Origin of the sequence: Acidovorax delafieldii, from assembly GCF_007993815.1 — a bacterium.
Classification (GTDB): Bacteria; Pseudomonadota; Gammaproteobacteria; order Burkholderiales; family Burkholderiaceae_C; genus Acidovorax; species Acidovorax delafieldii.
In genome coordinates, this window is the sequence record NZ_VJWE01000012.1 from 185985 (window position 1) to 212143 (window position 26159).

At 67.3% G+C, this 26159-nt stretch carries 19 protein-coding genes; 7 read left to right on the forward strand and 12 right to left on the reverse strand.

The annotated features are described in order from the left end of the window. The first annotated feature begins 163 nt into the window (after positions 1-163). The 3 genes from ATF69_RS10205 (at position 164) to ATF69_RS10215 (ending at position 3301) form a co-directional block, all read left to right on the forward strand. A complete protein-coding gene (locus ATF69_RS10205) occupies positions 164-1693 on the forward strand; it encodes a thymidine phosphorylase family protein (RefSeq protein WP_146871103.1) in 1530 nt (509 codons plus the stop codon). 2 nt (positions 1694-1695) lie between these two features. Then, positions 1696-2610, forward strand: a complete 915-nt coding sequence (locus tag ATF69_RS10210; RefSeq protein WP_146870857.1) for a ribose-phosphate diphosphokinase — start codon at positions 1696-1698, stop codon at positions 2608-2610. An 88-nt stretch (positions 2611-2698) separates the two neighbouring features. Continuing rightward, positions 2699-3301 carry an isochorismatase family protein gene (locus ATF69_RS10215; protein WP_056062923.1) on the forward strand — a complete coding sequence of 201 codons (603 nt, stop codon included), beginning with the start codon at positions 2699-2701 and terminating at the stop codon, positions 3299-3301. A gap of 85 nt (positions 3302-3386) precedes the next feature. On the opposite strand, the gene chrA is transcribed toward ATF69_RS10215, so the two are convergent. Continuing rightward, positions 3387-4739, reverse strand: a complete 1353-nt coding sequence (gene chrA / locus ATF69_RS10220; protein ID WP_146870858.1) for a chromate efflux transporter — start codon at positions 4737-4739, stop codon at positions 3387-3389. Between the two features lie 186 nt (positions 4740-4925). Between chrA and ATF69_RS10225 the strand changes: the two genes are divergently transcribed. Beyond that, the gene (locus ATF69_RS10225) at positions 4926-6827 is read left to right on the forward strand and encodes a propionate--CoA ligase (RefSeq protein ID WP_056062917.1); all 1902 of its coding nucleotides are present in this window, start codon (positions 4926-4928) and stop codon (positions 6825-6827) included. 25 nt (positions 6828-6852) lie between these two features. Here the strand turns inward: ATF69_RS10225 and ATF69_RS10230 are convergent, their stop codons facing one another. The 5 genes from ATF69_RS10230 to ATF69_RS10250 form a co-directional block, all read right to left on the reverse strand. Next, entirely contained in the window at positions 6853-7299 is a 447-nt protein-coding gene (locus ATF69_RS10230) for a GNAT family N-acetyltransferase (RefSeq protein WP_146870859.1), read from the reverse strand. A 93-nt stretch (positions 7300-7392) separates the two neighbouring features. Next, on the reverse strand, positions 7393-11214 hold the full coding sequence (locus ATF69_RS10235) for an EAL domain-containing protein (protein ID WP_146870860.1): 3822 nt from the start codon (positions 11212-11214) through the stop codon (positions 7393-7395). Between the two features lie 157 nt (positions 11215-11371). After that, positions 11372-12298 (reverse strand): DMT family transporter, encoded by a 927-nt coding sequence (locus tag ATF69_RS10240; protein ID WP_099730309.1) that lies wholly within the window; start codon positions 12296-12298, stop codon positions 11372-11374. After that, complete coding sequence (locus ATF69_RS10245) at positions 12295-12846, reverse strand: methylated-DNA--[protein]-cysteine S-methyltransferase (protein ID WP_146870861.1); 552 nt, start codon at positions 12844-12846, stop codon at positions 12295-12297. Before ATF69_RS10245 ends, ATF69_RS10240 begins: the two co-directional genes overlap by 4 nt. Before the next feature lie 80 nt (positions 12847-12926). Next, the gene (locus ATF69_RS10250) at positions 12927-14528 is read right to left on the reverse strand and encodes a DNA-3-methyladenine glycosylase 2 family protein (protein WP_244303699.1); all 1602 of its coding nucleotides are present in this window, start codon (positions 14526-14528) and stop codon (positions 12927-12929) included. A gap of 163 nt (positions 14529-14691) precedes the next feature. Here ATF69_RS10250 and ATF69_RS10255 point away from each other — a divergent pair, with 163 nt between their 5' ends. The 3 genes from ATF69_RS10255 to ATF69_RS10265 are packed head-to-tail and all read left to right on the forward strand — an operon-like array spanning position 14692 to position 18250. Beyond that, positions 14692-16080 (forward strand): phosphomannomutase/phosphoglucomutase, encoded by a 1389-nt coding sequence (locus ATF69_RS10255; protein WP_146870863.1) that lies wholly within the window; start codon positions 14692-14694, stop codon positions 16078-16080. Positions 16081-16100: 20 nt separating this feature from the next. Next, the gene (locus tag ATF69_RS10260) at positions 16101-16880 is read left to right on the forward strand and encodes a carbon-nitrogen hydrolase family protein (RefSeq protein ID WP_108497001.1); all 780 of its coding nucleotides are present in this window, start codon (positions 16101-16103) and stop codon (positions 16878-16880) included. Further along, positions 16877-18250, forward strand: coding sequence for a 3-deoxy-D-manno-octulosonic acid transferase (locus ATF69_RS10265; protein WP_146870864.1), 1374 nt, complete (start codon positions 16877-16879; stop codon positions 18248-18250). Before ATF69_RS10260 ends, ATF69_RS10265 begins: the two co-directional genes overlap by 4 nt. A gap of 52 nt (positions 18251-18302) precedes the next feature. Here the strand turns inward: ATF69_RS10265 and ATF69_RS10270 are convergent, their stop codons facing one another. The 6 genes from ATF69_RS10270 to ATF69_RS10295 all read right to left on the reverse strand — a co-directional run bounded on the left by ATF69_RS10270 (position 18303) and on the right by ATF69_RS10295 (position 26012). Then, positions 18303-19637: a TolC family outer membrane protein gene (locus ATF69_RS10270; protein ID WP_056744773.1), complete on the reverse strand. Its 1335-nt coding sequence runs from the start codon at positions 19635-19637 to the stop codon at positions 18303-18305. 117 nt (positions 19638-19754) lie between these two features. Then, positions 19755-20108 carry a rhodanese-like domain-containing protein gene (locus tag ATF69_RS10275; protein ID WP_055401749.1) on the reverse strand — a complete coding sequence of 118 codons (354 nt, stop codon included), beginning with the start codon at positions 20106-20108 and terminating at the stop codon, positions 19755-19757. Between the two features lie 33 nt (positions 20109-20141). After that, the gene (locus ATF69_RS10280; RefSeq protein WP_056744775.1) at positions 20142-20855 is read right to left on the reverse strand and encodes a protein-L-isoaspartate O-methyltransferase family protein; all 714 of its coding nucleotides are present in this window, start codon (positions 20853-20855) and stop codon (positions 20142-20144) included. A 41-nt stretch (positions 20856-20896) separates the two neighbouring features. Then, on the reverse strand, positions 20897-24079 hold the full coding sequence (locus ATF69_RS10285; protein ID WP_056062888.1) for an efflux RND transporter permease subunit: 3183 nt from the start codon (positions 24077-24079) through the stop codon (positions 20897-20899). Positions 24080-24093: 14 nt separating this feature from the next. Then, positions 24094-25263, reverse strand: coding sequence for an efflux RND transporter periplasmic adaptor subunit (locus ATF69_RS10290; RefSeq protein WP_056062885.1), 1170 nt, complete (start codon positions 25261-25263; stop codon positions 24094-24096). Between the two features lie 2 nt (positions 25264-25265). Further along, positions 25266-26012, reverse strand: a complete 747-nt coding sequence (locus tag ATF69_RS10295; RefSeq protein WP_108496998.1) for a TetR/AcrR family transcriptional regulator — start codon at positions 26010-26012, stop codon at positions 25266-25268. Positions 26013-26159: the final 147 nt, after the last annotated feature.

Sequence of the window (26159 nt, forward strand, 5' to 3'; positions counted from 1 at the left end):
CGGGGTGATCCCGCAGGCTGGGCGCGTATTTTCGGTATAGGCTGGCGCGATGCATGCTGAGACCACCACCTCTTCCCCTGCCACGCCCTCCGCTCCTCCTGCGGCCTCGGTCAATCCGGGCACCGCGCCCGACCATCTGGCGAGCACGCCGGCCCGGTCTCAATTGGCCCTGCGCCGTGTGGCGATCGACACCTGGCGAGAAAACGTCGCCTACCTGCACCGCGACTGCGCCGTATACCGGGCCGAGGGCTTCCAGGCCCTGTCCAAGATCGAGGTTCGCGCCAACGGCCGCCGCATCCTGGCCACGGTGAACGTGGTGGACGACCCTGCCATCGTGGGTTGCAACGAGCTGGGCCTGTCGGAAGACGCGTTTGCCCAGCTCGGCGTGGACAACGGCCACACCGTGTCGGTCGCCCAGGCCGAGCCGCCCGAGTCCATGGGCGCGCTGTTCCGCAAAATCGCCAGCGAACGCCTCACTCGCGAGGACTTCGGTGCCATCGTGCGCGACATTGCCGACCACCGCTATTCCAAGATCGAACTCACGGCCTTCGTGGTGGCCTGCCACCGCAACGAGCTGGACCGGGAGGAGGTCTTCTTCCTGACCGATGCCATGGTGGCCAGCGGCCGGCGGCTGGACTGGCACGAACCGCTGGTGGTGGACAAGCACTGCATCGGCGGCATTCCGGGCAACCGCACCACCATGCTGGTCGTGCCCATCATCGCAGCGCACGGCATGTTGTGCCCCAAGACGTCATCGCGCGCCATCACATCCCCTGCCGGCACGGCCGACACCATGGAGGTGCTGGCCAAGGTGGAGCTGCCGCTGGAGCAACTGGCCGATATCGTGCGCGATTACCGGGGCTGCCTGGCCTGGGGCGGCACGGCCAACCTGTCGCCCGCCGACGATGTGCTGATCTCGGTGGAGCGGCCGCTGTCCATCGACTCGGCCGGGCAGATGGTGGCGTCCATCCTGTCCAAAAAGGTGGCGGCCGGCGCCACCCACCTGGTGCTCGACATTCCCATCGGCCCCACGGCCAAGGTGCGGTCCATGCCTGAGGCGCAGCGTCTGCGGCGGCTGTTTGAATATGTGGCGCGGCGCATGGGCCTGTCGCTGGACGTGGTCATCACCGATGGCCGCCAGCCCGTGGGCAACGGCGTGGGCCCGGTGCTGGAGGCGCGCGACGTGATGCGCGTGCTGCAAAACGATCCGCGCGCACCCGACGACCTGCGGCAGAAGGCGCTGCGCCTGGCTGGGCGCCTGATCGAGTGCGACCCTGATGTGCGCGGCGGCGACGGCTACGCGATTGCGCGCGACATTCTTGATTCTGGCCGGGCGCTGGCGCGCATGAACGCCATCATCGCCGCCCAGGGCAGCACAGGGTTTGACCACAACCACCCGGCACTGGGTGTACTGACACTGGACGTGGTGGCCCCCGCCAGCGGCGTGGTCGCGGGCATCGACAACTACCAGATCGCCCGCGTGGCCCGGCTGGCCGGGGCGCCCAAGGTGCCCGGCGCCGGGGTGGATCTGATGCACAAGCTGGGCGACACCGTAGCTGCCGGGGACGTGCTGTACCGCGTGCACGCCAGCTACCCCGCCGACCTGGAGTTTGCGCGCCATGCGTGCGAGCGTGACACCGGCTACCGCCTGGGGACCGCCGACGAGGTGCCCAAGGTTTTTGTGGAGTTCTGACAGTGACTGTTGCCCCCCACCAAGCGTGCCTGCTGTACTTTGCCGACGAAGAGGCCCCTGCGCTGCGCCTGGCGCAGGCAGCTGGCATGACTGCCCAGGCCATCGAGCGCCACCGCTTCCCTGATGGTGAACTCAAGCTGCGTTTGCCCGTCAACGCGGCGGGCCGCCTGCCCCGGCGGGTGGTGCTGCTGCGCAGCCTGCACCAGCCCAATGAAAAGCTGGTGGAACTGCTGCTGGCCGCGCGCTCAGCCCGCAGCCTGGGCGCGCAGCAGCTCACGCTGGTAGCGCCGTACCTGGCCTATATGCGGCAGGACATCGCCTTCCACCCTGGCGAGGCCGTGAGCCAGCAGGTGGTGGGCGGGTTTCTGGCGGGCCTGTTCGACGCGGTGATCACGGTGGACCCGCACCTGCACCGCATCGAGCGGCTGGAGCAGGCCATCCCTGTGCCGCAGCCCGTGGTACTCAGCGGCGCCGAGCCGCTGGCCGACCTGATTGCTGAACGCCGCCCGAACGCGCTGCTGGTGGGGCCCGACGGAGAATCCGCCCAGTGGATCGCCCAGGCCGCTGCGCGCCACGGCTTTGACCATGCCGTGTGCACCAAGGTGCGCCATGGCGACCGCCATGTGGCCATCGAACTGCCACCACTCAACGCCCAGGGGAGGGCGGTGGTGCTGCTGGACGACATGGCCAGCACCGGCCGCACGCTGGCGCTGGCCGCGCGGCTGCTGCTGCAGGCGGGTGCCGCCTCGGTGGATGTGGCGGTGACGCATGCGCTGTTTGCGGGCGATGCGCTGCAGGTGCTGCATGAAGCCGGGGTGGGGGAGGTGTGGAGCACGGACTGCATCCCGCACCCGAGCAACGCCGTGGCCATGGCCGGGCCGCTGGCAACGGCGCTGCAGTCCGTCCTTCGCACCTGAAAACCCCGGGCTCGGGCTGCGACAATGCGCCATTGCCTTCCACGCTGCGCCCGCACAGCGATTCAACGAACACAGAAACGGTCCCACCATGCTGCTTGACGCCACCGAATCCCAACTCGTCCTGGTCGATTACCAGGAGCGCCTGATGCCCGCCATCCACGAAGGCCCCGCCGTGCTGGCCAACGCCCGCCGCCTGGCCGAGATCGCCCGCATGCTGGATGTGCCCGTGTGGGGCACTGAGCAAAACCCCTCGCGCCTGGGCGCCAACGACGCCGCGCTGCGCGCCCTGTGCCAGAAGACCCTGGCCAAGATGCACTTCAGCGCCGCCGAGGAAGGCCTGGGCGAATGGCTGCGCCCTCCCGCCAAGCCCCAGGGCGGCAATGCGCGCAGCCTGCCCAAGCACCTGCAAAAGCCCGCACCGCTGGCGGCAGAGCGCGGCACCATCGTCATTGCCGGGTGCGAAGCCCATGTCTGCCTGCTGCAGACCGCGCTGGACCTGATCGACGACGAGTTTGAAGTGTGGGTGGTGACCGACGCCTGCGGCTCGCGCACCGAACGCAACCGCGACGCCGCCTTCGACCGCCTGGCCGGCGCAGGCGCTGAGCTGGTGACCACCGAGATGGTGGCGTTTGAATGGCTGGGCAGCTGCGAGCACCCGGCGTTCAAGGACGTGCTCGGGCTGATCAAATAGCGCTTTTCAAGCCAAATTGGCTGCTAGCGCATGATTTTCATGCGCTGGAAGCTATCAAAATAATAGTGACTGATGCAGGTTCCGGTCAGGCGAAGTAGGGCGTTGCCAGCTTGACTGCCAGGCCCACCAGGGCACAGCCGCCCAGCAGCGGCATGACGCCCAGCTTGAAGCGGAACAGTGCCACCAGCGCACCCACGGCGATCACCGCCGACACGGCATCGAAGTGGCCGCCAAATCCTTGTGGCCACAGCAGGTGGTAGGCAAAAAACAGCGCCAGGTTCAGGATCACGCCCACCACGGCGGCGGTGATGGCCGACAGCGGCGCCGTAAAGCCCAGCTTGCCGTGCGTGGCCTCCACCAGCGGGCCGCCTGCCAGGATGAAGATGAACGAGGGCAAAAAGGTCACAAACGTCACCACGGCGGCTGCCGCTGCGGCGCCGGCAAACAGCGCGTCTGCCCCCCACACCTGTTGCAGCCAGCCGCCCACAAAACCCACAAACGCCACCACCATGATCAACGGGCCAGGGGTGGTCTCGCCCAGGGCCAGGCCGTCAATCATCTGCGGGCCGCTGAGCCACTGGTAGTGCTCCACCGCGCCCTGGTACACATAGGGCAGCACGGCATAGGCGCCCCCAAAGGTGAGCATGGCAGCCTTGGTGAAGAACCATCCCATCTGCGTGAGCGTGCCTTGCCAACCCTGGGTGGCCACCAGCAGGCCCATGGCGGCGAGCCACAGCGCCAGCCCCGCCGCCAGCACCTTGACCAGGTGGACGCGAGAAAAGCGCGCATGGGCAGGCGTTGGCGTGTCGTCATCGATCAGCGCGGGGCCAAAGCCCTTGTGGGCATTGGCATGGCCGCCCCCCAATGCAAACACAGTGGGCCAGCGCTGCGCGCCCAAGTAGCCGATGAGCCCGGCCGCCAGCACGATGGCGGGGAAGGGCGTGTCGAACGCGAAGATCGCCACAAACGATGCGGCAGCGATGCCCCACATCCAGCCGTTCTTGAGCGCGCGGGTGCCGATGCGGTGCGCGGCATGCAGCACCAGTGCCGTCACTGCGGGCTTGATGCCGTAGAAGATGCCTGCCACCACGGGCACATCGCCAAAACGCAGATACACCCACGACAGCCCGATCAGGATGAACAGCGAGGGCAGCACAAACAGCGCCCCCGCCACGATGCCGCCCCAGGTGCGGTGCATGAGCCAGCCGATGTAAGTGGCCAGCTGCTGCGCCTCGGGGCCAGGCAGCAGCATGCAGTAGTTGAGGGCGTGCAAGAAGCGGTTTTCGCTGATCCAGCGGCGGCGTTCCACCAGCTCGGCGTGCATGATGGCGATCTGGCCTGCAGGCCCGCCGAAGCTGATGAACCCGAGCTTCAGCCAGAACAGAAAGGCGTCGCGGAACGGGACGGACGTGGGGGCAGCGGACGGTGCTGGGTGCATGGTCCGGGAGTGTGACAGGCCGGTATGACGTTTGCCGACATATCAATATGCCTTCTGTATCTGGAGCCATGGATGACGAGGCAGAGGGTTGGCTGCGTCAGTTTGCCGCAAGCCCGTCATGAATAATTATGAATTCAAAACCTGCTGTCCTGGCAGGGCGAGAGAGATGCCGAGGAGACACCCACAATGACCGCACACAGCACCTACGCCGACTTCTACCGCCAGTCCATCGACCACCGAGACACCTTCTGGAGCGAGCAGGCGAAGTTGATCGACTGGAAGACGCCCCCGCAGCAGGTGTGCGACTACAGCAACCCGCCGTTTGCGAAATGGTTTGTGGGCGGCACCACCAATCTGTGCCACAACGCGGTGGACCGCCATCTGGCCACGCGCGCCAGCCAGGCGGCGCTGGTGGCGATATCGACAGAAACCGACACCGAACGCAGCTACAGCTTTGCCGAATTGCATGCAGAGGTGCAGCGCATGGCGGCGGTGCTGCAAGGCCTGGGCGTGAAGAAGGGCGACCGCGTGCTCATCTACATGCCCATGATTGCCGAGGCCGCGTTTGCCATGCTGGCCTGCGTGCGCATTGGCGCTCTGCATTCGGTGGTGTTTGGCGGTTTTGCCTCGGGCTCGCTGGCCTCGCGCATCGAAGATGCCGAGCCGGTGGCCGTGGTCAGCGCCGATGCCGGGTCGCGCGGCGGCAAGGTGGTGCCGTACAAGCCGCTGCTGGACGAAGCCATTGCGTTGTCCAAACACAAGCCCAGCGCCGTGCTGATGGTGAACCGAGGCCTGGCCCCCATGCACCTGCAGGCAGGTCGCGACCACGAATGGGCGCCGCTGCGCGAGCAGCACCTGAACACCGTGGTGCCCTGCGAATGGGTGGAATCCACCCACCCCAGCTACACGCTGTACACCAGCGGCACCACCGGCAAGCCCAAGGGGGTGCAGCGCGACACCGGCGGCTACACGGTGGCGCTGGCGGCAAGCATGAAGCACATCTTTGACGCCAAGGCGGGCGATGTGTACTTTGCGACCAGCGACATCGGCTGGGTGGTGGGCCACAGCTACATCGTTTACGGCCCGCTGATCGCGGGCATGACCACTATCATGTACGAAGGCCTGCCCACGCGGCCCGATGCGGGCGTGTGGTGGAGCATCGTCGAGAAGTACCAGGTCACGCACATGTTCTCGGCCCCCACGGCGGTGCGGGTGCTGAAGAAGCAGGACCCGGCCTATCTGGCCAAGTACAACGTGAAAAGCCTCAAGGCCCTGTGGCTGGCGGGCGAGCCGCTGGACGAGCCCACGGCCCAGTGGATCAGCGACGCGCTGGCCGTGCCCATCATCGACAACTACTGGCAGACCGAAACCGGCTGGCCCATCCTCACCCTTGCCAACGGCGTGCAGCAGCAGACCACACGCTTCGGCAGCCCCGGCAAAGCCATGTACGGCTATGGCGTGAAGCTGATCGACGAGGCCACGGGCGAAGAACTGACCGGTGCCAACCAGAAGGGTGTGGTCGCCATCGAGGGCCCGCTGCCGCCCGGCTGCATGCAGACGGTGTGGCGCGATGACGCCCGCTTTGTGAACACCTACTGGAAGAGCATCCCCGGCCGCCTCATCTACAGCACGTTTGACTGGGGCATCCGCGATGCCGACGGCTACCACTTCATCCTGGGCCGCACGGACGATGTGATCAACGTGGCCGGTCACCGCCTGGGCACGCGTGAGATCGAGGAGAGCATTGCCTCCCACCCCAACATTGCCGAAGTGGCCGTGGTGGGCGTTGCCGACAGCCTGAAAGGCCAGGTGGCGATGGCGTTTGCCGTGGCGCGCGATGCGTCAGGGCTTACCGATGACGCTGCACGCCTCAAGCTCGAAGGCGAGGTGATGAAGCAGGTGGACCACCAGCTGGGCGCCGTGGCGCGGCCGTCGCGTGTGTACTTTGTGACCGTGCTGCCCAAGACCCGCAGCGGCAAACTGCTGCGCCGCGCCCTGCAGGCCGTGGCCGAGCGGCGCGACCCCGGGGACCTGACAACGATGGAAGACCCGGCGGCGCTGCAGCAGGTGAAGGACCTGGTGGGCTGAGTTCAGGCCCGCCCGGGCCGGCGGGTCACTGCGGTGGCCTGGCAACAAATGCCTGTTTACCCTGCCGGTCAAACCCCGCCTGCTCGTAAAAGCGCAGGGTGTTTTCGTCCTTGCGGCCCGTCATCAGCATGACCTTGTAGCAGTGCTCTCGCCAGGCATGGGCCAGGGCGTGCTGCAGCAGCGCATGCCCCCAGCCCTGGCCGCGATGGGACGAGTGCGTCACGACGTTCTCGATGACGCCGCAGGGACGGCATGCACGCGTGAGGTTGGGGATGACGGTCAGCGTGCAGGACGAGACCAGCGCACCCTCATCCCACCCACCAAAGTACCGAATGCGTGGGTTGGCGAGCGCCTCGGCCCACACGGTCTGCACCTCGGGTAGTGGGGGCAGCGGGTCGTCTTGCGCGTGCAGGTGGGTGTACAGACTGAGCAGGGGGGCCAGGTCTTCGGCGCTGAGTTCACGGATGTTCAAGGCCAGCCTCCAGGGGGCGAAGAATATGCTTGATTGCTACCAAACTCATAGCTGCTGACGCATACGATACTAGCACCTGGCAAGGTTTTAATGCTACAAAACCGGCCGGTTCCGCTGCCACCCCGCAGGCGGCTGCCAGGTGGGCGTCCAGCCGATAAAATCCTCCAGCGGCATGGGCCGGGCAATGCAGTAGCCCTGCGCCTGCAGGCAGCCCAGCTGCAGCAGCATCTGCCCCTGTTCGACGGTTTCCACCCCTTCGGCGATCACCCGGTAGCCGAACGAGCGTGCCAGGCCGATCACACCCTGCACGATGGCCAGATCCCCCGGATCGCCCATCATGCCGTGCACAAAGCTCTGATCGATCTTGAGCGTGTCCATGGGCAGGCGGCGCAGGTAGGTCAGCGATGAATAGCCGGTGCCAAAGTCGTCCAGCGCCACCGTCACGCCCATGGCGCGCAGGGCGTTCAGGGTGTCGGCGACGGCGCTCAGGTCGTACAGGGCGGCGCTTTCCGTGATCTCGATCTCGACCAGGTGCGCGGGCACCCGGGGGTGGCGCGCCAGACAGCCGGCCACCCAATCGGCAAAGTCTGGTTGCTGCAGGTGCTGGGCAGCAATGTTGATGCTCAGCGGCATGGGCATGCCCCGGTCCTGCAGCTGCTCCAGCACCGTGAGCGCGGCCTCTGCCACCCATTCGCCAAAGCCGATCTCCAGATCGGTGCCCTCCAGCAGTGGCAAAAATTCGCCGGGAGGCACCAGGCCGCGCTCGGGGTGCTGCCAGCGTGAGAGCACTTCGGCGCCCACCACCGTGCCACTGCGCATGTCCACCTTGGGCTGCAGGTACAGGATGAACTGGGCTTGCGCCAGTGCCTCGCGCAGGTAGTGCCCCTGCGCGCGCAGCAGCTGCAGGGCGCGCTCCTGGGCGGCGTCAAACTGGTGGAAGCGGTTGCGCCCCGCCTGCTTGGCGGCATACATGGCCTGGTCGGCATGGCGCAGCAGGGTGTCGGCGTCGGCGTCGTCCTGCGGAAAGATGGTGTAGCCGATGCTGGCCGTGACGACCACGCGCTCGGTGTCCAGCGTGTACGGGGCCGAGACGCTTTCCATCACGCGTTCCAGCATGCGTTCGCAGTCGCTCACCGAGCCGAGGCCAGGCATGAGGATCACGAACTCGTCGCCACCCAGCCGGGCCACCGTGTCCAGCGGTTGCAGTGCCCGCGTAAGCCGCCCGGCCACCACCACCAGCAAGCGGTCGCCCGCCCCGTGGCCCAGGCGGTCGTTGACCGGCTTGAAGCCGTCCAGGTCGAGGTAGGCCACACCCAGCTGCTTGCCGGTGTCGCGGGCCTGGGCCATGCATTCCTGCAGCTTGCGCGCCAGCAACACCCGGTTGGGCAGGCCAGTAAGGGCGTCGTACAGCGCCAGGCGCTGCAGCATGACCTCCTGCTCGCGCTGGGGGGTTACGTCGATGGCCACACCGAGCATGCGGGCCGGGCGGCCTTGCTCGTCAAAGCCCACGATCTTGCCCAGGTTGCGCACCCAGCGCACGGGCTCGTTGGGCTGGTTCAGCCGCCAGGTGGCGTCAAACGGGGTGCCCAGGTGGGCGGTGTGGCGCGACAGCTCGGTGGTGATGCGGTCGATGTCGTCCGGCGCAATGGCCGTGGTCCATTGCACGGCCGCCGAGGTGTCGCCGGTCACCGGCAGCCCGCGCATGGCACGCCAGCGGCGGTCGCCCGTGACCAGGCCGGTCTGCAGGTCCCAGTCCCACAGTCCCAGCGATGCGGCGGAGATGGTGAGCGACAGCAGGGCCTCGCGTTCACGCACCTGCACCTCGTTGCGCTTGCGGTCGGTGATGTCGTGCACCGAGAACAGCCAGCAGGGCTCGCCATCAAACTCGGTGGCGCGCATGGACTGCAGCACGGTGCGCCGGGGACCATTGCGCACGTTCAGCGTCACTTCGTAGTCGCTGAGGTGGCCGGTCTGGCTGACCTGCTCCATCAGGCGCTGGCGGTCTTCGGCGGTGAAGATGCCCAGCTCCACTGCGGTGCGGCCAATGGCTTCCTCGCGGGGAATGCCCAGCATGTCGACCCAGGCGGGGTTGAGGTCCACATAGCGGCCATCGCTGCGGTGCGACAGGCCCATGGGGTAGGGCATGAGATGGAAGATGCGCGAGAAGCGCTCCTCGGACTGGCGCAGGCGCTGCTCGGCACGCTTGGCTTCGTCGATGTCCTGCATCACGCCGCGCACCCTGACCACGCGGCCGTTCTCGATCACCGGCTCGCCCCGGGCGCGCACCCAAAAAAGATGGCCGTCGGCGTGATAGACCTCCATCTCCATGCTCCACTCAGCGCGTGAACGGATGCTCTGGCGGAATTTTTCGCGCAGCGGCTCGCGGTACTGCGGGGCCACATGGCGGTCGATGTAGTCGCTGGGGGGCGGCTGGTTGGGTGACAGGCCGTGGATGTCAAAACACACGTCCGACCAATACACCAGGCCGCGGCCACGCTCGTCCTCCCATGCGCCCAGCCGGGCCAGTCGGCCGGCTTGCTGCAGCTGGTTGTAGAGCGCCCGAAGTTCGTCGCTGGTGCGTTGGGCTTCGGTCATGTCGTGGAAAACGAAAACAAAGCAGTTTTCGCCATTCACAAGCACAGAGCGTGCCGACATCAGGCCCGGAACCTGCACCCCCTTGCTTTGCGCAACCAGGGGCAACCGGTCCACCTTGCCTTCTCGCTGGTAGGTGTCCAGCAGCCGCTTGCGCTCGTGCTCGTTGGCCCAGATGTGCAGCTCCGACGAGGTGCGGCCCAGGACCTCCTCGCGTGTGAAGCCCAGCAGCTCGCAGAACGCCGGGTTCACATCGATGTAGCGCCCGTCGGCTATGCGGGTGATGCCTGCCGGGTCGGGCAGCGTCTGGTAGAAGGTGGTGTATTTGGCCTCGGCAGACTGAAGGGCCTCCTCGGCCTCGCGGTGGGCGGAGATGTCCACGTCCATGCCGATCAGGCTGGCCGGGCGCCCCTGCGCATCGCGCCGGGCGACGGTGCCACGGGACATCAGCCAGCGCCATCGGCCCTGGGTGTCCATCACGCGGAACTCGGCCTCGTAGCTTTCCTCCGCCCCGTCCATGGCACGGGCCAGCTTGGAGGCATTGCGTTCAGCGTCCAACGGGTGGCGCCGGGCGTACCAGCGCTGCCAGAGGTCGGGCGACTTCAAGTCGGCACTGGTAATGCCATAGGCCTCGTAAAACCGGCCATCACAGAAGAATCGGCGTTCGACCACATCCCATTCCCAGCGGCCGCCGCCCAGGGCATCCAGCGCCAGGCGCAGCTGGTGCTCCTGCTGGCCCAGCGTCTGCTGGATCTCGTTGCGCGCCAGCTCGGCGCGGGCCCGGCTGGCAATCACCAGCCAGCCAATCCCGAGCATCAGCACGCCCGCGCCGTGGTGCCAGTGCATGTTGCTGGTGCCTTCAGGGGCCGTGCTGGTGGCCGTTGTGACCAGCGAAACCACGAGCGGCAGCGTGAGGGTCAGTCCGGCCAGTGGCGCCCAGTCGGGCCAGGCCCAGCGCTGGCTCAGGCTGCGCCACGCCCAGCCGGTAGCCAGCGCGCCGCCCAGAACGGTGGTGGCGGGCCAGACGGCCGAGGTGTCTGTCCAGAGCGCGGCCTGCAAGGCCAGCACGGCGGTGATGGCCGCCGCCGGCACGCCAAAAAACAGCGCCACGAACGCCGTGGCGGTGGGGTAGGCCACGATGTGGAGTTCCGGCGCATTCCAGCGCAGCGCCTCGAAAGCTGCGATGGAGACCAGCCCGCCCGCCACGCCGAGCAGGATCAGGGTGCGCCGGGACGGGTGCAGAGACTCCTGCGGCGACAGCCAGACCGGCACCAGCAGCAGCAGCATGAGGGCAGTGCCCGCCAGCAGCGTGTTGTTACCCATGGTGTTTTCCCTGGGTGGTCTGGTCGCTGAAGCGGGCGGCTGCGGGTCTGGAACGTGGCGGACAAGCCAAAAGAAGGAGCGGGTGCATGTCGCGACCTGTGCCGCATGTGGCCTTGCTCAGAAGGCATGCACCCGATAAAAAAACCATCCGCCAAGTTTAGGCCTGTTCTGAGGTGGGCCGGGCGGGCCGCAGCGTCCTGATAAGTCCGGTTGACAACAAAGTGCCGCACACGATCACCAGCGCGCAGCCCACCATCCACGGCGTGATGGTTTCGCCCAGGAACAGCGTGCCATACAGCACGGCGAACACCGGGGTGATGAAGGTCACGGCCAGCGCGCGGCTGGGGCCCGCGTGCTCGATCAGGCGAAAGTACAGGATGTAGGCAATGCCGGTGCACAGCACGGCAATGGCCAGGATGGCCGCCCAGGCGCGTACTCCGGGCATCTGCGCCGGCCACAGCCACAGCGTGGGCAAGGCCAGGCCCAGCGCGGCACCCAGCTGGCTGCCTGCGGCCGTGGCCAATGGCGGCAGCCCCGTGAGGTGGCGCCGCGCAAAACTGGCCGACACGCCATAGAACGCCGACGCCAGCAGGCAGGCCGCAATCGCCCAGTGGGCGTGGTCGGTCTTGAACCCGGTGCCGGCGGGTGCGCGCCATGCCAACAGGGCCACGCCCACAAAACCCAGGGCCAGGCCCACCCAGCGCAGACGGTTGATGCGGTCGCCCAGCCACACCCAGGCGATCAGCGCACCAAACAGCGGCACCGTGGCGTTGAGGATCGAGGTCAGGCCCGTGGCGATGTGCAGCACCGCCCAGGAAAACAGCGAGAACGGAATCGCCGAATTGATGACCCCCGCAAACAGGATGGGCCGCCAGTGCTGGCGCAGCGCAGGCCAGTGGCCCTGGCGCAGCATGATGGGCCACAGGAACACCGTGGCCAGCGCCACCCGCAGGCCGGCAGTGGGCAGGGGGCCAAAGTCCGACGCACCCAGGCGCATGAACAGGAACGACGCGCCCCAGAGTGCGGCCAGCAGGATGAATTCGCCGATCCAGGTGGAGACGGGCCGGGTGGCGGGGCTGTTCATGCGGTGGCTTTCATGGGATGGGCTGCGGCGGCCAAAAGGGGTGCATTCTCCAGCGTCAGCAAAGCCCTCTTGCGATCGAGGCCGCCTGCATAGCCCGTCAGGCTGCCATCGGCACCCAGCACACGGTGGCAGGGCACCACCACGCTCAGTGGGTTGCGGCCCACGGCGGCACCCACGGCCCGCACGGCGCTGGGGTTGCCCAGCTGGCGGCCCAGCGTGCCGTAGCTGATGGTCTGGCCCCGGCCAATCTGCAGCAGCGCGCGCCACACCGATTGCTGGAATGCCGTGCCCCCCGACAGGTCCAGCGGCAGGTCGAAATGCTGGCGCTGCCCGCCCAGGTATTGCTGCAGCTGGTGGGCGGCTTCTTGCAGCACAGGGTGGTCGCCACGGGCCAACGCCCAGGCCTCGGAACCGTGCAAGTGGGCGGTGGGCTCGTGGCGCTGGCCTTCAAACCAGACGCCCGACAAGCCGTTGGGGGAAGCGGCCAGCCGCACGGGCCCCAGCGGGGTGTCGGCCCGTGCCTGCACGGTGAAAGAGTGGAACTGCATGCTGAGAGGTCTTGAAAGAGTGGGAGAGGCCGTTTCGGGTCGAAATTGGCACTATGCGCCAGTGTTTATTGCCTTGTTTGCTACTGTTTTGATAGTGTCTGAGCATCTGTAGGCTGAGCCGCTCTGGCACTGCTGCCACCGGCAGCCCAGGCGCGCAGCACCGCGTAGCTGCGCCAGGGTCGCCAGGCCTGCGAGGCCTCTTGCGCGGCGCGTGCGGGGTTCTTGTGCTGCTGCACCCCCAGCGCCTTGTGCAGCGCTACGTCCCCCGCCGGGAAGGCGTCGGGCCAGCGCAGCACCCGCATGGCGATGTACTGCGCCGTCCAGTCACCAATGCCGGGCAGGGCGCACAGGGCGGCGGTGGTGCTCGGCACGTCGGCTCCCGCGTGCAGGGGCAGGGTGCCGCTGTCCACCGCGCGGGCCAGCGCCACGATGGCCGCTTGACGCTGGCGCACGATGCCCAGCTGGCCCAGCGTGTCGCCATCGGCGCAGGCCAGGGTGGCTGCGGTGGGGAACAGCCGGTGCAGCCCGGGCCAGGGCGTGGCGATGGGTTCACCCAGCCGCTCCACCAGCCGCTGGCCCAGCGTGCGCGCGGCCGCCACCGTGATCTGCTGGCCCAGCACGGCGCGCACGGCCAGCTCAAAGCCGTCAAACGCTCCGGGCACACGCAGGCCATCACCCTCCGGAAAGTGCGGGTGCAGTACGGCGTTGATGGCCGCGGGGTCGGCGTCCAGGTCGAGCATGGCACGCACGCGGCGGATGACGAGCGGCAGCACGGGGTACAGGCTGTCACTGGTCTGCAGCAGCACCTGGTGGCGCGCCAGGTCAAAACGGGTACTCAGCCAGCCGGTGGTCTCCTGCGGCAGGCCGGTGCAGGTCCTGGCCATCCGCACGGTGCGGCGCAGGCCGGGGCCGTCCGCACCATGCACCACGCACTCCACGCCATGGAACTGCCGCTTTTCAAAAAAGGCCAGCAACGCCGCCACGTCCAGTGGCGGGCGCCACGCCAGGCGCACGGCGCTGGTGCGCCCCGCGCCCGATGCGGCGCTGCCACCGCCGTTGCGCCGCAGCTGGGTGGGGTTGAGCCCGTAATGCCCCACAAAGGCGGCATTGAAGCGGCGCACGCTGGCGAACCCGCTGGCCAGTGCGACCTGCGTCACGGGCATGGCGGTGTCGGTGAGCAGCTGCTTGGCCGTGAGCAACCGCCGTGTCTGCAGATATTGCAGTGGCGATACGCCCAGGGCCGCTTCAAAAATGCGGCGCAGATGCCGGTCGCTCACGCCCAGCCGCTCGGCCAGGCGGGCCACGGTGGCGCTGCCCTCGCCGGGTGCGGCCGGTGTGGGCCAGAGGTCGGGCGCGTCCAGCAGGCGCACGGCTTGCTGCACCAGAATGCCGCTGGCGTCCTGCACCGACCACACCATCGCCTGGGGGGCCAGCTCCGGCCGGCAGCGCAGGCAGGGGCGAAACCCGGCGCTTTCGGCCTGCGCCGCCAGCGCAAAAAACCGGCAGTTCTCGCGCCGGGGTGTGCGCACGGCGCAGACGGGGCGGCAGTAGATGCCGGTGGAGGTCACTCCGGTGAAAAAATGCCCGTCAAACCGCGCGTCGCGCGCCTGCAGCGCCAGGTAGCGGCCTTCGTCGGATGCCACATCCGTGGCGGTGTACGAGGGGGGGGCGGTCGGGGTCATGGGCCAGATCATAGGAGCCTGGCTTCGCACCACTGGCCGTTTTCGGACCTGTGCCTTTGGCAAGGGCAGGGCGCACGTCTGAGGCATCGACTGACAATCACCCCCAGGGCCGCCGCCTACAATGCAGCGGACTTTTCAACCCCATCACGAAAGGCCCCCCTGCGTGCAACCGACCCCCGCCATCTTCAAAGCCTATGACATCCGCGGCATCGTGCCGTCCACCCTGAACGAAGACGTGGCCTTGGGCCTGGGCCGGGCCTTTGGCACCGCAGCACGCGCTGAAGGGCAGACCACCGTGGCGGTGGGGCGCGATGGGCGCCTGTCCGGCCCCGCGATGTCGGCGGCGCTGATCCGGGGGCTGGTGGAGGCGGGCATCGAGGTGATCGACGTGGGCCTGGTCACCACGCCGCTGCTCTACTTTGCGGCCAGCACGCTGTGCACCAGTGGTATCCAGGTCACCGGCAGCCACAACCCCAAGGACTACAACGGCTTCAAGATGGTGCTGAACGGCCGCGCCATCTATGGCGATGAGATCCAGGACCTGCGCCGCACCATGGAGCAGGAAAGCTGGCAGCTGGTGGCCGGTGGCTCGGTCCGCCACGTGGATGTGCTGCCCGCATACCGCGAACGCATTGTGGGTGACGTGAAGCTGGCCCGGCCGCTCAAGATCGTGGTGGACTGCGGCAACGGCATTGCCGGCGCGTCGGCCCCGGCCATCTTCCGCGCCCTGGGCTGTGAGGTGATCGAGCTGTTCTCGGAGGTGGACGGCAACTTCCCCAACCACCACCCCGACCCGAGCAAACCTGAAAACCTGCGTGACCTGATCGACGCCCTGAAGGCCAGCGATGCCGAACTGGGCCTGGCCTTTGACGGCGACGGCGACCGCCTGGGCATTGTGACCAAGGACGGCACCAACATCTTCCCCGACCGCCAGATGATGCTGTTTGCGCAAGACGTGCTTTCGCGCGTGCCCGGCGGCGAGATCATCTTCGACGTGAAGTGCACCCAGCGCCTGGCGCCCGCCATTGCAGCGGCCGGTGGCGTGCCGGTGATGTTCAAGACCGGCCACTCGCTGATCAAGGCGCGCATGAAGGAGACGAACTCTCCCCTGGGTGGCGAGATGAGCGGCCACATCTTCTTCAAGGAGCGCTGGTACGGCTTTGACGACGGTACCTATGCCGGCTGCCGCCTGCTGGAGATCCTGAGCCGCAGCAGCGACCCGAGCGCCGTGCTGAACGCGCTGCCCACCAGCTTTTCGACCCCCGAGCTGAATGTGGCCTGTGCCGAGGGCGAGCCGCACCGCCTGACGGCCGAGCTGCAGGCCCTGGCCGCAGAAACCTTTGCCGCGCCCGCCGCCATCAGCAGCATCGACGGCTTGCGCGTGGACTGGCCCGATGGCTTTGGCCTGATCCGCGCCAGCAACACCACCCCCGTGCTGGTGCTGCGCTTTGAGGGCCACACGCCCGAAGCCCTGGCACGCATCGAGGCCGCCATGCTGGCGCTGCTGCACCGGGTCAAGCCCGACGCCCATGTGGGCGCAGCCAGCCACTGATATTGCCTGCCGCACGCCCGATGCTGTCGCTCTCCACCCCTTTGTGTGTCGCTGCCGCCCAGACGCCGTCGGCGCCGGGCGACTTGGAGCGCAACCTGCAAGCGCACCTGGCCTGCGTGCGGGCTGCCGCCCACCAGGGCGTGCAACTGCTGCAGTTCCCGGAGCTGTCGCTCATGGGCTACGAGCCCGCGCTCATGGCAGACCATGTACTGACGGCCGACCACCCCGTGCTGCTGGCCTTGCGCCAGGCCGCCCAAAGCCATGGCATGGCCCTGGTGGTGGGTGCTCCGGCTGAGCCTGCGGAGCAGGGCGCATTGCCCGCCATTGGTGCCTGGCTGCTGGGGCCGGACGGCAGCGTGGCGCTGTACCGCAAGCGCCATCTGCACGACAGCGAAGAGCAATTTGCCAGCGCGGGCACGGACGACGCGCAGGTGCAACTGGTGGCCGGCGAGCCCACGGCACTGGCCGTGTGCGCCGACATCACCCATCCCGAGCATGCCCAGGCGGCCCGCGGGGCGGGCGCAGCCCTGTATGCGGCGGGCGTGCTGATCTCCGAAAAGGCCTATGCGGCCGAATCGGCCATGCTGGAAGGCTACGCGCGCGACCACGACATGGCGGTGCTTGCCGCCAACTACAGCGGTACGTCCGGTGGCTACGTGAGTGCGGGGCGCAGCGCCTTCTGGGCGCCCGGTGGCCGCTGTGTGGTGGCTGCGCCGGATGACGCGCCCTGCATCGTCTGGGCACAGCGCAGCGACAGCGGCTGGGCGGGTGGTGTGCTGAGCCTGTCTGTGCCCGCATGAACGCCGCGCGGGCCCTGTATTCGCTGCTGACCTGGGGCGCGCAGCCGCTGCTGCGCCGCAAGCTGCGCCGCCGTGCAGTGGCCGAGCCGGGCTACGCCTACGCGGTGGGAGAGCGCTTTGGCCGCTACCCGGCGCCCATCGACAGCCTGATGCCCCACAGCAGCACCGACCCGCTGGGGCGGTTTGTGTGGGTGCATGCCGTGTCGCTGGGCGAAACCCGGGCCGCCGCCATCTTGCTGGCCCAGTTGCGTGAACAGCTGCCGGGCATGCGCCTGTTGCTCACCCACGGCACCGCCACAGGGCGGGCCGAGGGCGAAAAGCTGCTGCTGCCGGGCGATGTGCAGGTGTGGCAGCCCTGGGACACGCCGGGCGCCGTGGGTCGGTTTTTGCGCAAGTTCCGCCCGGCCATCGGCATCCTGATGGAAACCGAGGTGTGGCCCAACCTGGTGGCGGGCTGCCGGCAGCGGCGCATTCCGCTGGTGCTGGCCAATGCGCGCTTCAACGAGATATCGCTGCGCAAGGCGCAGCGCCTGTCGGCCCTGGCGCGACCTGCCTACGGAGGGCTCGCGGCCGTCTGGGCCCAGACCCAGGAGGACGCCACGCGGCTCGCGGCCATGGGCGCGCCGGTGCGTGGAGTGCTGGGCAACCTCAAGTTTGACGTGGTGCCCGATGCACAACTGCTGGAGCGGGGCCGCGAGTGGCGCACCCGCACCGGCCGCCCCGTGGTCTTGCTGGCCAGCAGCCGCGAGGGCGAAGAGGCCATGTGGCTGGAGCAGATCCAGAAAATACGGCAAAAATCGCCCCAGGCGCTAGTGGATCATGCCTCGGCAGCTATCAATAGTGAAGCGTCTGGCGATGATCTGCCGCCCGTGCAATGGCTCATCGTGCCGCGCCACCCGCAGCGGTTTGACGAGGTGCACCATTTGCTGCAGCGCGCAGGCCTGTCGGTGTCGCGCCGCAGCACCTGGGCCGCAGCGCCTGGAGCGGCTGACGTGTGGCTGGGAGACTCCATCGGCGAAATGGCGCTGTATTACGGCTTGGCCGATGTGGCCTTGCTGGGCGGGAGTTTCGCCCCGCTGGGCGGCCAGAACCTGATCGAGGCGGCCGCTTGCGGTTGCCCTGTGGTGCTGGGCCCGCACACCTTCAACTTTGCCGAGGCGGCCGAACTGGCGTGCGCGGCGGGGGCAGCACAGCGGGTGCCCGACCTGGCACAAGGAATGGCACAGGCTGCAGCGCTGGCGGGGGACGCCCGCGCCCATGAACAGGCCAGCGAGCGGGCCACCCGGTTCGCGGCCACGCACCGAGGGGCTGCGCAGGCCACGGCGCGTGCGATTGTGGCGCTGGTGCAGCCCGAGGGCGGCCTGCACTAGGCTTCAGCAATTCATGCACGGGATGCACCCCGGCGCGGGGTGCAAGGCCCCATTACTTGGCCAGCAGTGCGTTGACCGCTTCGATGTCCTGCTGCGACAGCGTGCCTGCCGCCTGGCGCAGCTTGAGCCCGCCCAGCAGCACGTTGTAGCGGGCCTGGGCCAGGTCACGCTTGGTCTGGTAGAGCTGGCTTTGGGCGTTGAGCACGTCGATGTTGATGCGCACACCCACCTGGTAGCCCAGCTTGTTGGCGTCCAGCGCGCTCTGGCTGGAGGCTTCGGCCGCTTCCAGGGCCTGCACCTGGCCCTGGCCGGACTGCACGCCGTAGAACGCCGCGCGCGTGGCCTGGGCCACGTTGCGGCGGGCGGTTTCGAGGTCGGCCTCGGCCTTGGTTTCGAGGGCCAGGGTTTCCTTCACGCGGTTTTGCACGGCAAAGCCTGCAAACAGGGGCAAGTTCAGCGCCACGCCCACGCTGGCGGCATTGCTGCGGGCCGTGACGCCGGGCGAGGTGATGGTGCCGTGCAGGTTGCGCGTGACGTTGTAGCCCGCCTGCAGGTCCACCGTGGGCAGGTGGCCGGTTTCGGCTTTTTTGGTCTCCAGCCGCGCAATGTCCAGCGCAATGGCGGCCTGGCGCACGCCGGGCTGCTGGTCGCGGGCGGTGTCCACCCAGGTGGCAAGGTTGTCCGGCACTACGCCAGGCAGTTGCACCGGCAGTGCCAGGGGCTGCGGCTTGGTGCCGGCGATGCCGACCAGCTGGTCCAGCGCCAGGCGCTTGACGCGCAGATCGTTCTCGGCGGCGATCTCCTGGGCAATCACCAGGTCGTAACGGGCCTGGGCTTCACGCGAATCGGTCACCGTGGTGGTACCGACCTCGAAATTGCGCTTGGCGGCGGCCAGTTGCTCGGACACGGCGGCCTTCTGGGCCTGCACAAAGGTCAGCGTGTCTTGTGCAGCCAGCACGTCGAAGTAGGCCTGGCTCACCCGCACCAGCAGGTCTTGGGTGGCGGCATCCAGCTGGGCCTGGGCCACATCCACGCCGCGTTGGCCTTGTTCCAGCGTGATGCGATTGGCAGGCCGGTACAGCGGCTGGGAGGCATTGACCCCCACGGTCTGTGCCGTACCGGTGTTCTCGATCTTGGGTTTACTCAGCTCCACGTTGGAGCGGGTGAGGCCCCCGGTGAGTGCGGCGGACGGCAGCAGGCCGGCGCGGGCCTGGTCGGCCTTGCGGGCTGCGGCGTCCAGTTGCGCACGCGCCGACTGCCAGGCCGTGTCATAGGTGCGGGCCGATTCCACCAGTTGCAGCAGGCTTTGGGCCTGGGCTGGCGCACACAGCGCTGCGCCCAGCGCCAGGGACAGGATGGACAGGGACAGGGGCCTAAACGGTGTCATTGGGGGTCCTTCGGAAGAGTCTGCGAATCGAATCGGGGTGGGCAGCGGCGGGCAGCACTGGGGCATGGGTGCGGCAAGTGCGGTCCATCAACAACGGTCCATCAACCACAAAGGGCGTCAGTAGCGCGGCACCGCCGGATCGCTTTCGTGCGACCAGGCGTCAATACCGCCGGTGATGTTGGCCAGATGCTCGAACCCGTGGTGCTGCAAGAACGAGGCCACGCGCAGGCTGCGGGCGCCGTGGTGGCATAGGCAGGCAATAGGGCGTTGCGCCTGGCGGGCGGGCTCCAGCTCGGCCAGCCGCGCGGGCAACTCGCCCATGGGGATGGCCACCAGCTCAAACCCGTCGGCGCGCACGCTGGCGGTCTGCAGCTCCCAGGGCTCACGCACGTCCAGCACCAGGGGCTGGCTGCCTTCAGGTGCTGCGGCAAACCAGGCAGACAGCTGGGCGGGGCGGACGTGATCGATCATGCAAAACTCCGAAGGCAACCGAAGGGCAGGGGGTCAGAACGTGAAGCCAGAGGGCTCGGGGAAGTTCACCAGGCGCGGCGCGATGGTGTCCCACGGCGATGTGGTCTCAAAGCGGTCGCCGGTGCGGCGGGTCAGGGTGAAACGCATCACGGGCTCGCCACCCACGATGGCGCCCAGGCGGCCCCCATCGCGCAGCAGGGACAGCAGGTGGCTGGGCACCTCGGCCACGGAGCCGCTGAGCACAATCACGTCAAACGGGCCGTCAGGGATGGCATCGCGGGCTCCATCGGCCTGGCGAACGTCGGCGTTCTGCACGCCCGCGTCGCGCAGGTTCTCGCGGGCCATTTCGGCCAGCTCGGGGTGGATTTCGAGGGACACCACACGCTCGGCGCGGGCGGCCAGCAGGGCGGCCATGTAGCCCGAGCCGGCGCCGATTTCGAGCACACGGTCAGTGGGCAAAATCCGCAGGTCTTGCAGGACGCGCGCTTCCACGCGGGGTTGCAGCATGCTGTGGCCTTTGCGCACGGCTTCTTCAGCGTCGTTGCCCAGCAAGGGCACTTCAATGTCCATGAAGGCCAGGCTGCGGTAGGCAGGGGGGACAAAGTCTTCGCGGCGCACCACGGCCAGCAGGTCCAGCACGTCGGCGTCGAGCACATTCCAGGGGCGGATCTGCTGCTCGATCATGTTGTAGCGGGCCTGGGCGATGGGATCGCTGATGTTGGCGGACGTGTTCAGGGGCAGGTTCATGGGATTTCTCCGTGGGGCAGATGCAAGGCCGATCGGGGCGATCAGGACAAACCTTCGATTTTAGGCGCTGCCGGGGCGCGTCCCATCTTGCGAAGCGCCCACTGGGCCAAGTCGTCCATGTAGCAATACACCACTGGCACCACCACCAGGGTCAAGAGAGAAGAGGTAATGACCCCGCCGATCACGGCCTGGCCCATGGGCGCGCGCTGCTCTGACCCTTCGGACAACGCGAACGCCAATGGCACCATGCCAAAAATCATGGCCAGCGTGGTCATGAGGATGGGGCGCAGCCGCACCCGGGCGGCCAGCAGCAGCGCGTCAGCGCGGGGCAGGCCGGGCACGGTCTGGCCCTGGTCATTCACGTGTTCCTCGCGGGCACGGATCGCAAAGTCCACCAGCAGGATGGCGTTCTTGGTCACCAGCCCCATCAGCATGACCACGCCGATGATGGAGAACATCGACAGCGTGGAGCGGAACATCAGCAGCGCCAGCACCACACCGATCAGCGTGAGTGGCAGCGAGGTCATGAGCGCCAGCGGCTGCAAAAAGCTCTTGAACTGGCTCGCCAGGATCATGTAGATGAAGATGATGGCCATGGCCAGTGCCGAGATGGCATAGCCAAACGATTCGGCCATGTTCTTGGTGGAGCCGCCAAACTGGTAGCGGTAACCCGGCGGGAAGGTCACGGTCTCCAGCGCCTTCTTGATGTCGTTCGACACTTCACCGGCCGAGCGTTGGGACACGTTGGCGTTCACCGCCACTTCGCGGGTCAGGTCGCGGCGGTTGATCTGGTTGGCGCCGGTGGATTCTGTGACGCTGGCGACCTGGTTCAGGCGCACGATGCGGGTCGTACCGTCGGTGGCGGCCAGGGCAAAGGGCAGGCGCTCCAGGTCGGCCGGGGTGGTGCGCGCCTCGGGGGCCAGGCGCACATTCACGTCATAGGTCTGGTCGTCGGGCGCACGCCAGTTGCCCACCGTGGTGCCTGCCACCAGCGTGCGCAGCGAGGCCGCCATGGGCGCCACCGACAGGCCCAGGTCCGACGCCACTTCACGCTTCACATCCAGCGCAATCACGGGCTTGTCAGGCTTGGCGCTGGTGTCAAGGTCCACGAGGCCGGGGATGCCGCGGATCTTCTCGGTGACGATTTTGGTCAGGCGCTCCAGTTCGCGCAGGTCGGGCCCCTGCAGCGAGAACTCCACCTGCTTCTGGCCGCCCACCGCGTCCAGCAGGCCCACATGGGTCACGGTGATGCCGGGCACGGTCTTGAGGCGCTCGCGCAGCACGTCGGACATCTGGTCCACGCTGCGGCTGCGGTCCTTGCGGTCTACCAGCCGCACGTAGATGCTGGCGTACATCTTGCCCTGGGCGTTGCCGGTGTTGATGGTGGCCAGTGTGTAGCGCACTTCGGGCATCTCGCGCAGGATGCCTTCCACCTGCCTGGCCTTGGCCTCGGTGGCCTCGAGCGACGAACCCACGGGGGTGTAGAAATTGAGGGAGGTCTCTGAAAAATCGGCCTTGGGCACAAACTCGGTGCCCAGCAGCGGCACCATGACCACGCTCAGCACGAACACCGCCAGGGCGATGACCATGGTGGCCAGCTTGTGCACCAGCGACCACCGCAGGATGTGCTGATAGCCCTCTGCCAGCGCATCGGTGGCGCGGTCAAACCAGCCGGTGACGCGGCCAATGGTCTTGTCGTAGAAGGTGACGGGCGCCGTCTTTTGGCCGTGCGCATGAATGCTCGGGTCGTGCCAGATGCTCGACAGCATCGGGTCGAGCGTGAAGCTCACAAACATCGAAATCATCACCGCCGCGACGATGGTGATGCCGAACTCGTGGAAAAACTTGCCGATGATCCCGCCCATGAAGCCGATGGGCATGAACACTGCCACGATTGACAGCGTGGTGGCCAGCACCGCCAGGCCGATCTCCTGCGTGCCGTCCATGGCAGCCGCGTAGGCGCCTTTGCCCATCTGCACGTGGCGCACGATGTTCTCGCGCACCACGATGGCGTCGTCGATCAGCAGCCCCACGCACAGGCTCAGTGCCATGAGCGTGATCATGTTGATGGTGAAGCCAAACATGTTCATGAACAGGAACGTGCCGATCAGCGCGATGGGCAGCGTCAACCCGGTGATCACAGTGGAGCGCCAGGAGTTCAGGAACAGAAAGACGATGAGCACCGTGAGGATGGCCCCCTCGATCAGCGTCTGTCGCACATTGTTGACCGCCACGCGGATCGGGCGGGCGCTATCGCCAATGGTTTCGAGCCGCACCCCGGGTGGCAGCTGGTTCTTCAGTTCCACCACGGCGGCGTTCAGGCCATCGACCACCTCAATGGTGTTCTCGCCCTGCGATTTTTGCACCGACAGCAGCAGCGTGCGCTGGCCGTTGTAGAGCGCCAGGCTTTCCACTTCCTGCGCGCCGTCGTTCACGCGGGCCACCTGGTCCAGGCGCACCGGCGCCCCGTTCTTGCGGGCCACGATGATCTTGCCGAAATCCTCGGGCCGCTCCATGCGCGCGTCGATCTGCACCACGCGCTCCTGCGCCAGCGAGCGGATCGCACCCACGGGAAGGTCCTGGTTCTCGTTGCGCACGGCATTGGCCACCTGGTCGGGGGTCACGCCAAAGGCTTCCAGGGCCTGCGGGTTGAGGTAGATGTTGATTTCGCGCTTGGTAGCACCCACCAGGTTCACCGCGCCCACGCCGCGCACGTTTTCCAGGCGCTTCTTCAGGATCTGCTCGGCCCAGGTGGTCAGTTCCACCGCGCTGCGACCCGATTTTTCGTCGGGCAACACGGCCAGCGACCATACGGCGCGGCTGGCGGGGTCAAAACGCAGCACGCGTGGCTCCTTGACCTCGGTGCGCAGCAAGGGGCGCACGGTGGCGACCTTTTCGCGCACATCCTCGGCGGCCTTGCGGCCGTCGATGTGGAGCTGGAACTCGATGATGACAACCGCCGTGCCCTCATAGCTGCGCGAGGTGAGGGCGTTGATGCCCGCAATCGAGTTGACACCTTCCTCGATCTTCTTGGTGACCTCGCTCTCGACGATTTCAGGCGACGCACCGGGGTAGTCCACGGTGACCACCACCACCGGGAAGTCGATGTTCGGAAACTGATCGACCTTGAGGCGCTGGTACGAGAACAGGCCCAGCACGACGATGGCGAGCATCACCATCGTGGCGAACACGGGGTTTTTAAGACTGACTTTGGTGAACCACATGGCGCGTCAGCTGGTCAGGGCGCAGTGCGCGAGGCGGGAACGGCTTGCGGCGCAGCAGCTGCCGCCGCCACGGGCGTGCCCTCGCGCAGCGAACCCATGCGGCCTGCAATGACCGTCGTGCCCACGGGTACGCCGTCCACCGCGACCAGGGTCTGCCCATTGACCACGGCGCGCGCTCCCGTCTGTACCGGCGCATAGGCCACGCGGCCCTCCTTGATCGTCTGGAGATAGGGTGCCGGTTTGTCGGTGCGCACGGCATCCAATGGAACGGTCAGTACCTGCGCACTGCCGGTGGCCAGAAGGCCTTGCACAAACAGGCCTTGGCGCAGGCTTGCGTTGTGGGGTGCCTGGTCCACCCGCAAATAGACTGGCACGGTGCGGCTGCCCGCCTGGGCGCTGGGGTTGATGCGCACGACGGTGGCTTGTACCGGCGCCGAGGCGCCTTCGACCGTGAGCTGGGCCTTCTGACCCACACGCACGCCGACGGAGTCAGCCGGGGTGAGCAGCGCTTCGAGTTCCAGGCGGGAGAGGTCCACCACTTCGATGATGCGGGCGTCGATGGGCACCCGCTCTCCCGGCTGGGCCAGCCGCTGCGCCACCAGGCCGCTGATGGGGCTTTTGAGGACGGTGTCTTCCAGCGCCTTGCGGGCGACGTCGGCGGCCGATACGGCGGCCTGGTAGCTGGATTGGGCCGCTTCCAGGCTGGCTTGCGAGGTGACCAGCGCCGTGGCAGAGATAAAGCCCTGGTCTACCAGTGCACGGTTGTTGTTGTACTGCCGCTGGTTGATGTCCACCTGCGATTTTGCTGCATCGGCCTGCTGCTGGGCCTGGCGCAGGCGTGCACGGGCTTCGGTCGGGTCGATGCGTGCCACTTCCTGTCCCGCCTTGACGCTGTCGCCCTCACGTAAAGTCAGGCCCTGCAGCTCGCCGGCCACGCGTGCCTTGACCATGGCCGAGTCCACGGCACGCAACGAGCCTGATACCGGTACCCCCAGAGAGAGTTGGGACGATTGCACGGTGATCACTTCGTCGGCCGCCAGTTGCAGCGGTGCCTCGGCCCGTTGTGTGGACGCCTCGGCCAAAGCCTTTTGCTGCGCCTGCCGCGCCGCCATGGCACGCCAGACACCGCCACCGAGCAGCACGACAACGACGGCCGCAGCCATCCAGGGAATCCAGCGTTTCATGGTCAGGGTGTGCGCGAGCGCGTGAAAGAAGGGGGAGGGGACGGCTTGTCAGACGGCAATGTGCCTGCCGCGCCGGAAGCTGCAGGCGCCTCCGAGCGCACACACAGGCCGTGCAGGATGTTGTCGATCTGCGTCTCGATGTATTGCTCAGGTGTCAGCTCCTGGGCATCAGGCACGCAGGCGCCCACAGAGTGCTTCCACATCATGAGGAAGATCATGGGGGCCAGCACCAGGTACACGGCGTAGTCGAGGTTCACGGGGCGGAATTCGCCCCGCGCAATGCCACGCTCCAGGATGCGGCGAATCAGCGCCTGGCCGGGCAGGATGACTTCGTGCTGGTAGAACTGCGCAATCTCGGGGAAGTTCTGCGCCTCGCTGAGCATGAGCTTGGTAATGCCTGAGGCCTTGGTGCACCCGATGCGTTCCCACCAGACCTGGTAGCAATAGCGCAGGACCTCGCTGGTGGTTCCCACAAAGGTCTCCAGCTCGCTGTTCCACTCGGCAAAGCGGCCGGCGATGTTTTCGCGCACCACCGCCTTGAAGAGCTCTTCCTTGCTGGGGAAGTACAGAAACAGTGTGCCCTTGGATACCCCTGCGCGCGCCGCCACCTCATCCACCCGTGTGGCGGCAAACCCCTTCTCGACGAACAGGTCGAGGGCAGCCTCCAGCAGCTCTCCCGGGCGGGCTTCCTTGCGGCGCTCGCGTTTGGTGCTGGTCGTGGCAGAGGAGGGTGGGGGGGGAGTGGTCAAACCGGCTATTTTTAATGACTGACTGGTTAGTAATGTAGCCAGTGCCTGTGGGCGCGTCAATGCGGCCTTGTCATATGCCGCCAAAAAGCGCGCCGTTTCGCATTGCTGCGGTGCACATCTCTCCTTGCTGGCACGGTGGTTGCGTGC